At 65.0% G+C, this 15,678-nt stretch carries 15 protein-coding genes; 2 read left to right on the forward strand and 13 right to left on the reverse strand.

What is annotated here, in order from left to right:
• Positions 1-14: 14 nt before the first annotated feature.
• From BMX07_RS07715 to BMX07_RS07755, 9 genes are all read right to left on the reverse strand, one after another.
• On the reverse strand, positions 15-1,346 hold the full coding sequence (locus tag BMX07_RS07715) for a hypothetical protein (RefSeq protein ID WP_090616397.1): 1,332 nt from the start codon (positions 1,344-1,346) through the stop codon (positions 15-17).
• Positions 1,347-1,492: 146 nt separating this feature from the next.
• Positions 1,493-2,404: a CheR family methyltransferase gene (locus BMX07_RS07720; RefSeq protein WP_090616401.1), complete on the reverse strand. Its 912-nt coding sequence runs from the start codon at positions 2,402-2,404 to the stop codon at positions 1,493-1,495.
• Entirely contained in the window at positions 2,401-2,916 is a 516-nt protein-coding gene (locus BMX07_RS07725) for a chemotaxis protein CheD (protein WP_090616405.1), read from the reverse strand. Before BMX07_RS07725 ends, BMX07_RS07720 begins: the two co-directional genes overlap by 4 nt.
• The gene (locus BMX07_RS07730) at positions 2,913-4,181 is read right to left on the reverse strand and encodes a chemotaxis protein CheC (protein ID WP_090616409.1); all 1,269 of its coding nucleotides are present in this window, start codon (positions 4,179-4,181) and stop codon (positions 2,913-2,915) included. Before BMX07_RS07730 ends, BMX07_RS07725 begins: the two co-directional genes overlap by 4 nt.
• Positions 4,178-4,783 carry a chemotaxis protein CheC gene (locus BMX07_RS07735; RefSeq protein ID WP_090616413.1) on the reverse strand — a complete coding sequence of 202 codons (606 nt, stop codon included), beginning with the start codon at positions 4,781-4,783 and terminating at the stop codon, positions 4,178-4,180. Before BMX07_RS07735 ends, BMX07_RS07730 begins: the two co-directional genes overlap by 4 nt.
• 34 nt (positions 4,784-4,817) lie before the next feature.
• Positions 4,818-8,393 carry an Hpt domain-containing protein gene (locus BMX07_RS07740; RefSeq protein WP_090616417.1) on the reverse strand — a complete coding sequence of 1,192 codons (3,576 nt, stop codon included), beginning with the start codon at positions 8,391-8,393 and terminating at the stop codon, positions 4,818-4,820.
• Positions 8,386-9,600 carry a chemotaxis-specific protein-glutamate methyltransferase CheB gene (gene cheB, locus BMX07_RS07745; RefSeq protein WP_090616419.1) on the reverse strand — a complete coding sequence of 405 codons (1,215 nt, stop codon included), beginning with the start codon at positions 9,598-9,600 and terminating at the stop codon, positions 8,386-8,388. The genes BMX07_RS07740 and cheB overlap by 8 nt, the downstream gene beginning before the upstream one ends.
• On the reverse strand, positions 9,597-9,959 hold the full coding sequence (cheY, locus tag BMX07_RS07750) for a chemotaxis protein CheY (RefSeq protein WP_006181855.1): 363 nt from the start codon (positions 9,957-9,959) through the stop codon (positions 9,597-9,599). The genes cheB and cheY overlap by 4 nt, the downstream gene beginning before the upstream one ends.
• Before the next feature lie 139 nt (positions 9,960-10,098).
• On the reverse strand, positions 10,099-10,905 hold the full coding sequence (locus BMX07_RS07755; protein WP_090616423.1) for a chemotaxis protein CheW: 807 nt from the start codon (positions 10,903-10,905) through the stop codon (positions 10,099-10,101).
• Between the two features lie 215 nt (positions 10,906-11,120).
• On the opposite strand from BMX07_RS07755, the gene BMX07_RS07760 reads away from it, so the two are divergent.
• On the forward strand, positions 11,121-11,579 hold the full coding sequence (locus BMX07_RS07760) for a chemotaxis protein CheW (protein WP_090616426.1): 459 nt from the start codon (positions 11,121-11,123) through the stop codon (positions 11,577-11,579).
• A 47-nt stretch (positions 11,580-11,626) separates the two neighbouring features.
• Here BMX07_RS07760 and BMX07_RS07765 read toward each other — a convergent pair whose 3' ends face one another.
• From BMX07_RS07765 to BMX07_RS24330, 4 genes are all read right to left on the reverse strand, one after another.
• The gene (locus tag BMX07_RS07765; protein WP_090616429.1) at positions 11,627-12,403 is read right to left on the reverse strand and encodes a DUF5803 family protein; all 777 of its coding nucleotides are present in this window, start codon (positions 12,401-12,403) and stop codon (positions 11,627-11,629) included.
• A gap of 1 nt (position 12,404) precedes the next feature.
• On the reverse strand, positions 12,405-13,094 hold the full coding sequence (locus tag BMX07_RS07770; protein WP_090616432.1) for a DUF2110 family protein: 690 nt from the start codon (positions 13,092-13,094) through the stop codon (positions 12,405-12,407).
• The gene (tfe, locus tag BMX07_RS07775) at positions 13,094-13,618 is read right to left on the reverse strand and encodes a transcription factor E (protein WP_090616436.1); all 525 of its coding nucleotides are present in this window, start codon (positions 13,616-13,618) and stop codon (positions 13,094-13,096) included. The genes BMX07_RS07770 and tfe overlap by 1 nt, the downstream gene beginning before the upstream one ends.
• Positions 13,619-13,961: 343 nt before the next feature.
• Positions 13,962-14,135: a hypothetical protein gene (locus tag BMX07_RS24330; protein ID WP_175480083.1), complete on the reverse strand. Its 174-nt coding sequence runs from the start codon at positions 14,133-14,135 to the stop codon at positions 13,962-13,964.
• Between the two features lie 169 nt (positions 14,136-14,304).
• Between BMX07_RS24330 and BMX07_RS07780 the strand changes: the two genes are divergently transcribed.
• Entirely contained in the window at positions 14,305-15,300 is a 996-nt protein-coding gene (locus tag BMX07_RS07780) for an MBL fold metallo-hydrolase (protein ID WP_090616440.1), read from the forward strand.
• Positions 15,301-15,678: the final 378 nt, after the last annotated feature.

Raw genomic sequence — 15,678 nt, forward strand, 5'->3', positions numbered from 1 at the left:
CCGCGGCCCCGCGTTTACTCCGTCGCGTCCCAGTCACCGGTGAGCATCGCCCGCAATCCGGCTCGAGCGGCCAGCGCCTCGACTCGATCGGCGCGGTCGTCGACGTCGCCTGTGGTACGGAGATAGAGGCCGTTCGAGAGTTGCGCAGATGCGCCCATCGGCGAGCCGTCAGCGTGTACCGGTTCGGCGTTCAGGATCGTTTCGTCGGCGTCGGTCGGGCTCCAGGGCACCTCGATTCCGGAGAGTCCCCGTTCCAGGAGGTATTCGGCCGCCTCCACGAGCGCGCCCTCGGGGGTCGAATGCCCGATCGCACCGATCGAGCCGCGGTCGTTGAAGAACCGGACGACGTATTCGCCGTCCGCGCTGCCGCCGCGACTCCGCTCTTCGTGTTCGCGCTCGTCGTCGGCGTCACCGTCGCCGTCGGCGTCCGGCCGGTCCGATTCGTCGTTCGGCGCGGTGGGGTTCGCCGAACCGTCCGTCTCGGTCGTCTCGGTCGCAGCCGGCCTGTCAGCGCCGGTCGCATCGGGATTCGATTCCGTGTGGTCGCGGTCCGTCGACGTCTCGGCCGCGTCGGACCCGATAGCGTCGTCGCTTCGATCGTCACCGCGCGGCTCGGCCCGCGAGTCCGTATGCCCGGTACTCGTCTGCGGTCCGTCGCCGCCGATCGCCGACTCGTCGAACCGGATCGAAACGTCCCCGGTGGTGGCGGGCCGCTCGGGACCGTCCGCGGTGAACGCGACGACGAGTTTATCGATAAAGCGGTCGGTCGCGGACTCGAACTCGCCGGCGTAGACGTCACCTTGAACAGTGGCGTCCGTCAGGAGGTCGACGATCGAGTCGACGAGCCGCGGTCGTTCGACGGCGAGCTGTCTGGCGACGTGCGTTCGCGTGTGGTGTTCGAGCCGGCGTCCGATCGACGCCCTCGCGTACTCGGTCATCGCCGATTCGGCATTGGCGAGTTCGGAGAGTCTGAACGCCTGATACTCGACGTCCGTCGTTCCCGCGAGCAGGAGATAGTGACGGCCGTTCGTGTAGATCGCCCGGTCGACACCCGTCCAGGCCATCGCACTTCGGAGAGCGTTGGCTCGTGACTCGTCGAGCGACTCCTCGTACCCCTCGACGGCGACGAACAGCGCCGGGACCGAATCGATCCGCGGCACGTACTCGAGGCGGGTCTCGTCGACGAGTCGATCCGTCGCACACGACTCCGCACGGAGCTCCCAGCCGAGGGTCTCGAGGAAGGGTTCCACGAGCCAGGCGCGGGTCTCCCGACGGGTGGTCGGCGGCGAGGAGTCGACCAGCGCCGCAGCACGGGCAAGAAACGACTGGAGGTCGGGCGAAGGCATTCGTGGGCAGTATTCGGCCGACCGTCATGTAACAATTGGTTGCCTTCCAGTCCGCGAACCGGAGCCGTTCGGCTCGCGGGCGAGTACAATGGTCTCGGTGTTCCGTCGGCGGAGTCGGCCGTCGGCGACGCGCTCGCGTCGGCGCGTTACGATTCGGGACTCGAGTTCGTCCGTCGGTCGATCGGTCCGTCCGCCGGGCCCGTGAGTTCACGCTGGTAGATTCGGAGGCGGGCCTCGCGGACGGCGAAGGCGGACTGGAGGTTCGGGGGGATCGTCTCGGCCTTTCCGATGACGAGGTAGCCGTTCGGTCGGAGCGACCGGGCGATCGTCTCGAGCATGGGCTGTTTGTACTCGTTGTCGATGTATATGAACAGATTGCGACAGGTGACGAGGTCGAACCCCGACTTCGGCTCGTCGTTGATCAGGTCGTGGCGCTGAAAGCGAACCTTTCGCCGGATGTGATCGCTGATCCGGTAGGTGCGTCCGTCGACGTCGACGTATCGGTGGTAGTCGTCGAGAAAGGTGAGCTGGTCGTCCAGATCGATGGTGCGCGATTCCTCGTAGACGCCCGCCCGAGCGGTCTCGAGCGCCGGTTTGGAGATGTCAGTCCCGAGGACGTAGACGTTCGACTCGTCGATCTCCGGATCGGCGTGGGCCAGCATCGCCAGCGAGTACGGCTCCCGGCCGTCGGCACACGCGGCGCTCCAGACGCGAACGGTCGTGTTGGTCGCGGACAGCTTGCGAAGGACGGTTCGAATGCCGGCCCAGACGTCGGGGTTGCGAAAGAAGCCCGTGACGTTGATGCTCAGCGCCTCGAGCAGCGCCTCCTGTTCGTCCGGATCGGTCCGCAGCAGTTCGAAGTACGAGGCGTAGGTATCGTTCTGGGTACGGCGCATCCGCGAGGAGACGCGCCGGTCGAGATAGCTGTCGTTGTAGTGGCTCGTCGCGAACGCCAACTCGTCCTCGACGAACGCGAGGAGGTCGTCGAAGGTCTCGTCGTCCCCGTCTCCGACGTCGTCGCGACCGGTCCCGGAATCACCGGTCCCGTTGCCGATCACAGCTCCGTCACTCCGTTGTCGCCGTTGGAGGTTTTCACGGTCAGCGTCCCCGTTCCGGGCGTGAACTCGACGGTTCGACCGTACTCGCCGCCGACGTCTTCGGCCTCGAGCGGAACGCCGAGTTTCTCGAGTTCCGCTTTGGCGGCCTCGATGTTGCGCTGGCCGACGCCGTCACCGAAGCTCTCGAACTCGAACATGTCGCTTCCACCGGCGATCTTCGATTCGACGGTGGTGTAGTTGGCCCCCTGTTCGACCATCCGGCGAAGGAGCGCTCGGATCGCCGTATCGGCGTACTTGCCGGGCTTGCGGTCGCTGTTGTCCGCAGCGTCGCCGTCGGGTAACATGACGTGCGCTAACCCGCCGATCCCCGTGTTCGGATCGTACAGCGCGATCGCGAGACACGAGCCGAGGCCGTAGGACTTGAGCGTATCGTCTCCCTCGGTGACGATCAGTTCGGAGATGCCGACCTGAACCGGCGTCGGTACACCTGGTTCGGTTCCGTAGGTTTTCATGCGTTATCGACTTCCTGGAACTCCGCCGTCGTCGGGGTCTCCTCGATCCGATCGACGTCGAGGTTGTTCAGCGCCCGCTCGAGGTCCGATTCGTCAGGGATCGCGTACACTTCACAGTCGAACTCGCGGCCGTCGGCGACGACGACCGTATCGAAGACGAACGCGAAGTCCTGATTCTCCCCGAGCTGGATGATGACCGGGTCGACGGCCGCCGCGCCGATGTCGTGGATGAACTCCGGCGTCGAGTGGTCGATCGTCGTGTCGAGGACGTTCGCCCAGCCGTCGAGGAACCCGCTGGCCATGATGTTGCCGAGTTCCTTGATCGCGCTCGTTCCCATCTCGCCGAAGCCGTCCTCCTCGACCTCCATGGGTACCATCGCGTCGACGATCTCGTGGGCCGACTCCTCGTCGAAGAGAAAGAGCAGATAGCCACTCGGCATGCCGTCGAACTCGAAGGCGACCCCGACGAGTTTCTCGTTGGCTACCTGCTCGGGAATCGCCTCGAGCGAGACGAAGTTCAGGCGACGGATCTCGACGTTGGTGTCGATCCCCGTCAACGTCGTGGCCGTCTTGGCGACCTCCTCGGCACCGCGCTCGGCCATCCGGTCGAAGCCGTCGAGCTTGTCGTACTCGATACCGTCGCTGGTGCGCAGCCGTTCGAGGAGTTTCGCCATCGACTCGCGTTTCGGAAAGAGGTAGTGGCTGAACCCGACCTCGGTGCCGACGGTCTCGATACGGCTCTGGAAGAGCAAGGCGAGGTCGTCGTCGGCCGGTGCCTCGTCGATCTCGCCGAAGAACGGTTCGGCGGACTCGCCTTCGACGAACTCCGGCGTCGAGACGTCGATGACCGTCTCCAGGACGTCGGCCCAGCCATCGATGAAACCGCTGTTCATGATGTGGCCGACCTCCGTGGTGGCGCTTTCGGTCATCTCGTCGAAGGCGTCGATTTCGCCGACATCGGTCTCGACGTTTGCGTCGGGACCCGCCTCGGCGAGCAGGGTTTCGACGATCCGCAGCGCGTTCTCGCGGTCGAAGACGACGACCGAATACCCCTCGATTCCGCCGGTCAGCTTGACTCGGACGCCGACCTTGTCGGTCGAGTCCTCGAAATCGCGCCGGATCTCCTGACCGCGCATGAAGTTGAGTTTCGTCACACCGACCTGCGTCTCGACGCCCAGCATATGCGTGAGTCGGCCCGCCGCCAGTCCGGCGCCCTCTCGAGCCATCCGGTAGAACGTGCCGAGTGCGTTGACGTCGAGTTTCATGCGGGTTGGACTTCGATGCCGTTGACCATCTCCACGAACTCTTCGAGGTCGGGGAAGGCGTAGATTTCGGCTTCGATCTGGTAGCTGGGAACCGACAGGTCGGAATCGAAGAACAGCGCGAGGTCGTCGCCGCCGAGGCTGGCCGTTCGGGTAACGATGTCACCCGTGGGGGCGTAGACGAGCTGTGGGGCGGCGATATCGATCGCACGTCCGAGCACGTCGGCCCAGCCGTCGATGAAGCCGCTGGCCATCATATTGCCCATCTCCTCGACGGCACTGCGGGCCATCTTCCCGGAGACGTCGCCCATGTCGTCGACGACGTCGCGAAGCATGATCGCCGTGATCTTCTTCGCGCTCGCCTCGGGGAAGAGGATGAGGATGTGCCCGTGCGGTGGGTCCAGGAGCCGAACCCGAACGCCGACCCGCTTCCCGCTGTCGAGCTGTGACTCGATGTCGTCGACGTCGATGAAGTTGGTCTTGGTCACCTCCATCTGGGCGTCCTCGCCGGTCAGCTTACTCATGTTGTCGGCGACGCCGTTCGTCCCGACCTTCGCCATTTCGTTTATGAAGCTCAGCTTTCGTATATCGACCATCATCGTCATAGATTCCTCCGTAGGGTTGAGTGTGTTCGCTCGTTCATAGTGTCGTCACGTCCAGAATGTTGACTACTTCTCCTCGGCCCCGAACCGTTGCGCCGCTCAGTCCCGGAATGTCGCTCATGAAGCCCTCGAAGGGCTTGACGACGACTTCCTGCTGGCCGTGCACGTGATCGCAGTGCAGGGCCACCTCTCGGACATCGTCGCGGATTCGGACGACCATTCCGTCCCCGTTCGCACCGGGAGCCGGCGTCTCGAAGACGTCGGCCAATGGGATCACGGGGTAGTCTCGGTCCTCGCCGGGGAGGACGGACTCACCGCCGGCCGTCTGCATCGCCATGGCGGACTCGATGTCCTGGACGGCTTTGGTCGGGACGCCGAACTCCTCACCGCCGCTCTCGACGAACAGGATCTCGTCGATCGCGACCGTCACGGGGAGTTCCATCGTGACGGTCGTCCCCTCCCCGTCCGTACTGTCGATCGAGACCGTGCCGTCGAGGTCCTGAATCGTACGTTTGACGACGTCCATCCCAACGCCGCGGCCGCTGACGTCGGTCACCTCGTCGGCCGTCGAGAGGCCGGGATGGAAGATGAGGTCGTAGACCTCCTGGTCGGACATCGAATCCGCCGTCGATTCGTCGACGATATCGGCCTCGACGGCTTCGGAACGGAGCCGATCGGGATCGAGCCCATTTCCGTCGTCGTCGACCGTAATCGTCACGCGATCGCGTTCGCGCTCGGCGTGAACTTCGACGGTTCCTTCACGGGGTTTCCCGATCTCTTCACGCCGCTCGGGCGCCTCGATCCCGTGGTCGACTGCGTTTCGAACCAGATGGATCAGCGGGTCGCCGATCCGGTCGAGGATACTCCGGTCGATCTCGACGTCCTCGCCAGTCATCTCGAACGAGACGGTCTTGTCCTGATCACGAGCGATGTCGCGAACGACCCGCGGTAAGCGGTTCGTCACCGTCTGAAGCGGCACCAGCCGGATGTCCATCACCGTCTCCTGAAGGTCCGTCGTCAGATCCGACAGCGCGTCGAGTTCCGTGTCGAGTGCGGACCCGTCCTCCGTGGAGTCGGCCGCGTGTCGCAGTCGAACCCGGCTCGTCACCAGCCCCTCGACGAGGGTCAGCAGCGAGTCGATCTGCTCGACGTCGACGCGGACCGACTGAATTTCGTCCGTTTCGGCGTCGGCGTCCGGTCGGTCGGTCGTGTCCGGAACGTCGATATCCGGAATCTCCATCTCCGGTTCGTTAACGATCCGAACGACGTCCGAATCCGCTTCGTCGCCCGACCCAGCCGCGTCGTCACCGAACGAGCCCGCAGACGGGGCACTCGAGTCCGGGTCCGTCTCGGTGCCCGTGGCCGGCGAATCGAAGCCGGCGTCGGTGGTGTCGAACTCCTCTGTCCCGGCGAACGCCGCCGCGTCGGACTGGGTGTCCAGGGGATCGTCGAACTCGACTTCGAAATCGTCGTCCGCGTCCAGATCGGTCTCGTCCGGATCGACATCGAACTCGTCCAGCGAGTCGTCGTCCTCGAGTTCGAAGTCGTCGGCGTCGTCGAACGGATCCGTCTCGTCGGCCGGCGCGTCGAACTCGTCGTCGAACGCCGCCGCCGGCTCGAAGTCGTCGGCTTCGTCCGTCCCGAACGAGTCGCTCGCCGCACCGTCGTCGGTGTCGGTGTCGTCGTCGGCGACCGTCGTCCGATCCTCGTCCTGGAATTCGTCGGCTTCGTCCGCTTCCGCGAGCGCCGTCGCGTCGTCGGTCTCGAGTTCGGTCGTCTCGTCGGGGACGCCGGACTCCGTCGCGTCGTCCGCGGCCTCGTCGGCATCGTCGTCGGACGGGTCGGACTCGACGGGCACGGCCGCAGCCTCGTCGGCCTCGTCGAGAGACGCAGCATCGGTCGGTTCCGAATCGTCGGCTGACAGTTCGACGGCCTCCCCATCGGTCGCAGCGGGATCGGCCTCGACCGGGTCGTCAGGAACGGCATCGTCGACGGCCACATCGTCGGTCGTCGGCTCGCTATCGTCTCGGGCAACGACGTCGTCTTCGGCGGCGATGTCGTCTTCGTCTTCGACAGCGACGACCTCGTCATCAGCCATCTCGTCACCAGCGTCCTCGTCACTAGCGTCCTCGTCGGCCACTGCCCCAACAGCGCCACTTTCGTCGGATACGTCATCCTCGAGTGCCGCCGTCTCGGCTGCCTCGCCGGTCGACGCTTCGGGCTCCGAGTCGTCGGGTTCGGCGGTCGGCTCGGCCGACGTCGGCTCCCCGGCGGGAGCGCTACCGTCGGCGTCGACAGCGCCGTCAGTTTCCGTCGTCTCGTCGGTCGGTGCCGAATCGACGAGGATGTCGTCGACGTCGCTCTCGGTCGGTTCGCTGCCGCCGAGGAACGAGTCGTCCGCCGCGTCCTCGCCGAGGAGTTCGTCCATGTCGACTTCCTCTTCGTCGTCGAACTCGTCGAACTCGAGCTCCTCGAGTTCGTCCTGGAGCTCGTCGAAGCCGACCATCTCGACCTCCTCTTTGAGTTCGTTGAAGACCGCACCGGCGTCCTCGACGTCCTCCGCGCCGTCGTCGCTCGCCTCGTCGTCGCCCGAGTCACCCGCCTGCTCCCCTTCGTGGGAGTCGGCCGGCGGTTCGCCGGGTTCGGCGTCGAGTTCGTCGACGTCGTTCTCGTCGAGCAGGTCGTCGAACGAGCCGGCCTCGCCCATGTCCTCGAACGCCTCGAGTTCCTCGTCCTCGACGTCCTCGACCATCTCGTCCAAGTCGTCGAACTCGTCGAACTCGTCGAGCAGGTCGTCGACCTCGAGATCCATCGCCTCGTCGGCGGAAATCCCGTCACCGGGTTCGGTGTCATCCGCAGGGTCCGCTGTGGCCCGGTCCGCCTCGTCGGCGTCGAACCGATCGGTGACGTCGACGATTTCGAACTCCTCGACCTCCTCGACCGGCTCGAGACCGGAGGCGATCGCGGCTTCGCCGACTGCGGTACCGAAGACCGCGTCGAAACTGTAACCGTACGCTCCGGCTTTGATCGTCTCGTGGGGCGGGTCGGTCCCCATCAGATCGAAGGCGTCGATCAGGGCGTCGACGACCAGCTTCCCGTTGTTGACGCCGTCGCGTTCTGCGATCGCGAGTCGGGCGAGGTAGACGTCGTGGCCGTCGTCGGCCGGCGGCTCGAAGCGGGCGCACACGTCGTCGATCTCGTCGGACGTGGGCGTCGTAATCCCCGCGGGCTCGTCGGCCGAACTCGCCAGATGCTCTCGCAGCGCCGCGATCGTCGCCGTCGGATCGGTTTCGATTTCGCCGTCGGCGGCGACCTCGTCGATCATCGCCTCCAGCTCGTCGACGGCGTCGAAGATGACGTCCATCAACTCCGCCGACACCTCGATCTCGTCACCGCGGACGGCATCGAGCAGATCCTCGATCGCGTGTGCGAGGTCGCTCGCCGATTCCAGACCCATCGCTCCGCAGTTCCCCTTGAGCGTGTGTGCGATCCGGAAGATGTTCTCCATCGCCTCCTCGTTGCCGGGATCGCGCTCGAGGGTGAGCAAAGCGTTGTTCAGTTCCGTAATCCGTTCTTCGCTCTCCTGAACGAAGTCTGTCAGATAGTCACTCATCGTTCTCACCGTCCGTCGTGAAGGCGTCGACGATCGCGTCGGCGATGCCGCCGGCTGGCGCGACCGTGTCGACACAGCCCGTTTCGATTGCCTGACAGGGGATGCCAAAGACCGGACTCGTCGCCTCGTCCTGTGCGATCGTGTGACCGCCTGCTGTCCTGATCGCCTCGATCCCGGCCGCACCGTCTCGGCCCATGCCAGTCAGGACGACGCCACAGAGCCCGTCGGAGACCCGCTCGGCGGCGCTTTTCATCGTCACGTCGATCGCCGGTCGGACGCCGTGGACTCGATCGCCGTCGTCGAGTCGCAGTCGAAGGGCGTCACCGACGTTGCTCGCCACCTCGAGGTGGGCGTTCCCCGGCGCGACCGCGGCCTCGCCGGGTTTGAGCCGAGCCATATCCGTGGCTTCGCTGACGTCGTACTGGCTCCGCGAATCGAGTCGGTCGGCGAACCGTTCGGTGAAGCCTGGCGGCATGTGCTGGACGACCAGCACCTTCGCCTCGAGATCGGACGGGAGTCGTTCGAACAGTCGTTCGACGATCTTCGGCCCGCCGGTCGACGCACCGAGCACGACCGTCGGCGCGTCCGTGCGGTCGCCGTCGACGGCGACCGGCGTCGCGTCCGCGTCGGTCTCGGAATCGGTTCCGATACCGGGGGCGACGTCCGGGCCGGCCGTCCGCTCGAAATTTACCTGCGCGTCCGCACTGCCTCCGGCGACGGCGTTTCCGGCCGTCGTCCGACGTCCCGTCCCGCTAGCGCGTCCGGATCGAGTCGCGTACGCCGTCGCGGAGGCCCGCGCGAGTGCCACCGAGGAGACGTCGGCTTCGGCGAGGTCGTCGACCTTCTCGACGACCTCGTCCGTGAGGTGTGCGATGTTTCGCGAATCGGAGCCGTCGGGCTTGTGGAGAAAATCCACAGCCCCCCGTTCCAGCGCGTCGAGCGTGGCCTCCGTGCCGCGTTCGGTGTGAACGCTGAGCATGAGAATCGGGGTCGGACTCGTCGCCATAATCCGTTCGACGGCGTCGATACCGCCCATCTCGGGCATTTCGACGTCCATCGTAACGACGTCCGGATCGAACGCAGTGACGGTTTCGACCGCTTCGGAGCCGTTCGCAGCCGTTTCGACCTCGTAGCCGGCGTTGCCGAGCGCGTTGCCGATGACTGTCCGCATGAACTTCGAGTCGTCGACAACGAGTACTCGCGTCATGCAGCAACGACGTCTGAAAGGGCCTTTCTGACGCTGGGTTCCTCGAACGGTTTCGTGACGTAGCCGTCCGCGCCAGCTTTCACGGCGAGTTTCATTTTCTCACGCTGTCCGACACTCGTACACATGATGACGCGGGCGTCCGGATCGATCTTCTTGATCGCTGCGGTCGCCTTGATGCCGTTACACTTCGGCATCACGATGTCCATCATGACGATGTCGGGATCGTGTTCTTTGTACAGTTTAACGGCTTCTGCGCCGTTGGACGCCTCTCCGAGGATGCGGTAATCCTGCTCCAGAATCTGACGCAGTAAGTTCCGCATAAAATGAGAGTCGTCCACGATGAGCACCCCTGTCGACATTCAGTAGTACACCAAACTCTCGTAGAGATACAACTACCATAAATGCTGTCTCTCGATTATCAGACGTGATAAACGTCGAATACGCCCCGGAGAGACCACTCACTGAGCGAGATCCGGAATGGGCTGTTTACGGTAATTCTTACGACTGTCCGGACGCCGACAATAATCTGTCGACATCGACCAGCGCCGTCGCCTCGACGACGATCTCCTGTGGCGATTCGTCGCCGTCGGTTCCGTCGTCCGGTTCGGCAGCATCGTCGGCGTCGTCGGTCGGCTCTATCTCGAACGTGTCACCCACTGACTCGCCGAACCTACTGTCCGTGGCACCGGCCGACGAGAGCGCCGCCGAGCCGCCCGCGCCACTCGTCCCGCCGATCTCGGGTCCAGTCGACACACCGGACGCGTCGTCCGCCGTTCCGTCGGCCACCACGCTCCCGACCTCTACACGCGGTTCACGTTCCTGCGTGACGAGCGCGACGATCAGCGGGTGTTCGAGGACGTCACCCGAGAATTCGCTGGCCTCGACGTCGTCGCCCTCGAGGACGTCGCTCTCCGGAACCGTCTCCACGCCGATCACTTCGTCGACCCGGATCGCGGCCGATTGCTGATCGCTCGGCCGGTCGAGCACGAGCAGCCGTTCCCGCCCCGGTCGTTCCTCAGTTACCGAGAAATGAACGTACGGGTTGATGACGGCGGTGATCTCGCCTCGAAGGTCCATCAGTCCATCGATGGCGGGGGGCGAACGCGGCACTCGCGTTAGCTCCGTCGGCGGATCCGTGATCGTACTGACCGCGTCGACCGGGAGTGCGAGTCGGTGTTCGCCGACACCGACGAAGACGAACTGTACGAGGTTCTCCTCTTCGCCGTCGCCACCGCCCGAATCGCGGGAACGATCCGTTTCGTCGATATCGATTCCGAGAAGCTTTTCCGAGAGGTCCGGGGCCATTGTCCTGTTCGTGTATCAGGTTCCATCAATAAAACGTTGACCCCACCGAGAAAGGATAGCTATCTGAGAGTATCGGGTCCCACGGGGACGACGTTCGGGGAGGCACCTCCCACTCTTCGGCGGGTGTGGGGCCGTCCTCGTCTCCGCATTCGAGACTCGACGACGGTTCCTCGATCCGATAGGTTTATTCGAACGACTTCCATCGATCAGATGGAATGGAATCGGGTTCGAGCCGCGACGGGACGGGTACCGACGAGCGCGTTACCGTAGTCACGTTCGATCTCGAGGAAAAACGCTACTGCGTCAGGGCCGAATCGGTCGTCTCGGTCCTTGGTGTCGCCGGCGACGCGTCCTTCGGGGACGCGACCGACCCGTGGGACGCCGGGACGACGACCGTCGCCGGCGAGCGGGTCAGAGTCGTCGATCTGCCGCGGGCCTTCGGAACGTCGTTTCGAACGGCGACCCGGGTCGACGATCCGCGACTGCTCGTCTTTTCGGCGACCGACGACGACGGGCGCCACTACGGCTGGCTCGTCGACGACGTCGACGTGACACGACCGGTCCGAACCGCCTCGCTCGAGCCCCTGAACGCGAACACGACGCACGTCAAGGGGCGACTCGAGATCGGTGACGAAGCAGTCGTCTGGCTCGACGAACGGGCCATCCACGGCTGACGGACAGGTCGGTCGACGTTCGGTAGAAACGCGCCGGAGGCGGCCGGCTACGGGAACCCCGGCGGCCCGCCGTCCGAATCGTCGTCGATATCGACGTCGAGACCGAACTCCTCACGCTGTTCTCGCAGTCGCTTGATCTGCCGGTAGTAGTACCCGATTCCGATACCGCCGATCAGGACGACCGTTCCGATGAGACCGAGGAACAGCGGAATATCCCGCGTAAGATAGTATCGGAGGGAGATCGTGCTATCCGCGTCGAGGTCGTCCCAGTAGAGGCGTTCCCGGTCGTCGACGACCTCGCGCTCGTAGTCGCCCGGCGAGACGTCGCCGAACAGGAAGTTCGACGTCCGATGATTCTCGGGCCCTCTCACTTCGTAGGAGCCCTCGACGTAGACCGGCAGGCTGAACGTCTTGCGCCCGGCCTCGCCCGAGAACGCGATCGTCCCGTTGCCGTCGGGGACCTGTATCGTCGTCGCCGACTGGCCCTGCTCGACCTCGAGTTCGGATCCCGTGCGCTCGGTACCGTTGGGATACCAGTAGCGGAGGCCGTTGATCTCCAGGGGGTCATCGCTGTAAAGTGTCGACCGATGGAGCGACAACTCCTCGGTGCCGTTGAGGTCGTAGACCGCTCGGAACTCGCCGCCGTCGATCAGGTTCCCGTCTTCGACGGCGATGGTGACGTCGGCGTCGCCGTCGCGCAGGTCGTCGTACTCCCGCTCCCGATCGAGTTGTTCGTCGGAAATCCCGCCGGAGATCGCCGAACAGCCCGCTACCGTCGTGAGCAGTGCGACCGCGATCACTGCGAGAACGAGCCGTCGATTCATGCTAGGGAACGACACAGCGGAGTTCGGCCGGGAGGTACTCGCCGACGCTGGCGAGCAGTCCCGGTGGATCGGTGCTCTCGGTACAGACGACGCTCTGCTCGAGCAGGCCGAGTCGCTCGACGGTCACGTAGTCCTGTGCGTGGCCCGCGCGGTTGAGCGTCGCCCGGACTTCCGCTCGCGTCGCGCTGTTGACGTTGAGTCGGCCGTCGCCGCGGGTCCACTCGTAGAGGCGGTCCCGTTCGGCGTCGGCGAGGCGGGACGGCTCGCTCTCGCCGTCCTCGCCGTCACCGCCGTAGACGAACTGGAGCGGGACGTGCTGGACCAGCCCATACCGTTCGCGGATCTGCGTCGCCGATCCCGGCCCGAGTCCGAGTTCGTCGGTTGGAATCCGGACCGCCTGCCCGGCGTCGAGGACGAACCCGTCATCGTCCCAGGACTCGAGGGTTCCGACGTAGGTCTCGCCGGACTCGAGATCGGGGACGATCTCGCCGAACTCCTCGCGGAGGACGTTCCGAGCCACGGTGGCGTCCTCGCCCTCGATCGTCACGGACGGGAAGTCGTCGTGGCGGACGCCGAGTTCGAACGTGACGTCCAGTTCGCCGATCTCGTTGCCGACCAGCGACCGCAGCGAGTCGAGCGAGCGCTCGCGGGCGTCGCCCTCGACGTACAGTTTGGTTGCGAGTACGACCATCAGGCGTCCGCGTCGATGTTGAGTTCGTCCTCGAGCGAGTCGAGGCGGTCGTCCATCGCGGTGACCAGTCGGTTGTTGTCCATCGATTCCAGCGGCGAGCCACACTCGGGACACTCGAAGTTGAAGTCCATCGCCTCGCCGAACTCGAAGCGGATGGAACAGATCTCACAGAGGTAGAACTCGTGGTTGCGCTCGTACTCCCGTCGCTCTTCGAGCGCCTCGTGGAGCCGGTACATCTCCTCTTCCAGATTCTCCGGAATGTTGTCGTACTCGAAGGTCCAGAGGTAGGTCAGCCACCCCGAATCCTCGTCGCGCAGCCGCCGATACGTGGCGAGATCGTTCTCGTACAGAATGAACAGCGCGCGCCGCACGTCGTTCAACTCGAGGTCGAGTTCCTCGGCGAGCTCTTCGTCGGTCACTTCCCCGTCCGGCGGCGCCGCCGCGACGGGCATCCCCTTGGGACCGACCAGCTCGTGCAAATATTTCTGGATTACCGGGTCCTCGAGCAGGTCCTCAAAAGCCATTACCTACGTGTAACGGCATGGAGCCATTAAAGCTTGTCAAGTGACCCCGCCCGCGGCGCGTGATCCAGTATACTCGTTACTGAGCCCCGAGCAAGTACTGACGGGATACCCTGTCCCCCGGACCGGTCGTTCGGCGTGCGGTGGCGCGCGCTGCCGGATGGCCGAGCGAGTGAAGCAGGTGAGCGAATCGGCTGGAGAAGGTGTAGCGATTCCGTGCCGCCAGGCTGTGCAGGTTGTGCGGGCTTGCAGGCTATTCACCGCAACTGTTTGTGTCGAGGGTGCCTGTCAGCGGCCCGCTCTCGGCCGCCCGAGACGAGCGCCCCTGACGAGTCACCGTCCGAATTCACGGACGTGGTTGCAGCACGTTCAAAAAGAGTATCGGAGCGACGAGTACGGCCAAAACGATACCGACGGCAAAAAGCTCCAGCGGAAGTGCCGAAAAAAGCAGTACGAAAAGGAGACTACTCAGGAGGACGATGATGATATTGAGCCGGACGATGATCTCTTCATCAGCCATTATATCAAACCCAGCCGAACGTCAGTAAAATCTTTCCACTGGAAATCGTTCCACTGGTGACGGTCCCGCCTGCACGTACCGTTCACCAGAAACCCGCCGCAACAGTATCGAAATCCGCCGGCGCTTTCGAGCGCGGTGCTTATGGTGCTGGCTGGGCGTTTTCGAGACAATGACTCCCGACGCTTCTTGCGGTGCCGTTCGGAACGATTCCACCTGCTCGCGGATCCATCGACTCGAGTTCGACGTCCCCTGGCCCCCGAAACACGTCGCCGCCTACCTGCTCGAGGGGCCGGCACCGATCCTGATCGACGCGGGCGCACCGGGCGAGGTCGGCGAGACGGAGCTTCGAGAGGGGCTCGCCGAAACCGATCACGAGCCGAGCGATATCGACCACGTCGTCGTGACGCACATCCACAGCGATCACATCGGCCAGCTGCCCGCCCTCAGAGCGGCCGGCGCGACGGTCCACGCCCCGCGGGCCGCCATCGAGAGACTCGAGGGCGAACTGGAAACGGTCCGCTCAGCCGTCCGAGAGACCGCGATATCGGCGGGGTACCGGGGCGACGATCTCGAGGCGGTGATCGAGGAGGAACTCGAGTCGCGGCGCCGGGACCGACGGCTGGTCGACCGCGAGACCGCCCGTCCCGTCGATCCGGCCGAGCCGTTCTCCGTCGGCGGCCGCGAGTTCACGGTCTTCGAGACGCCGGGTCACGAGATCGACCACCTGTGTTTCGAGACGACGGTCGAGGGGACGGACGTGCTCTTCGCCGGCGACGCACTCGTCGAACCGTTTCGCGCCGGTGCCTTTCAGGTCGGATTCAACGACGGCGCCTACGACGCGGTCGAGGCCTACTACGAGGCCATGGACCGGCTGCACGAGACGACCGCGAGCCGGGTCTTCCCCGGCCACGGCCCCGTCTTCGAGGACCCCCAGCGAGTCGTCGAGACGACGCGGGAACGGCTGGACACGCTGCTCGAGGAGACGCTGACGGCGCTCGAGGCGACCGAACCGGCCGCGCCGCTATCGATCGCCGAGGAGCGCGTCGGAAACGTCCGCTATCACGCGCCGGTGCTCGATACGCTCGGTGCACTGGGGACGCTCGAGAAGCGGGGTCGAGTGGTCCACGAGACCGAAGACGGCGTCCGCTACTACGAGACGGCGTGACCGACGAGCGGGCCGCGCCATCGGGAGCGGAATCGCGGAGACGACGGGGTAGTGAGAGCGTATCCGTCCGTCGCCGTCTCCTCGAGCCGCGTCCCGCTGCTGTGCGTGAGTCGGTCGGCGATACCGGGAAACCGAGGTGCGCAACCGGCATACTGCTGCCACCCCGAAGCGGCGCGCAGTGCGGCGATTCGGCCGGTCGGTGCCGGCGGTTCGGTCGTAAATGCCACTTCCAATACTTCTAAATGGGAGTGCATCCCACTTCCGCCCGGGATGGCTCGCGGCCATCGCCCGGCGTGGCGGAACCACCCTACCACCCACCGCACCACGGAACCATCGTCGCGCCGGTCGCTTCCCACCACCCGCGAGTTCCCACCTCCC

The organism is Natrinema salaciae (assembly GCF_900110865.1).
GTDB classification, from domain to species: Archaea; Halobacteriota; Halobacteria; order Halobacteriales; family Natrialbaceae; genus Natrinema; species Natrinema salaciae.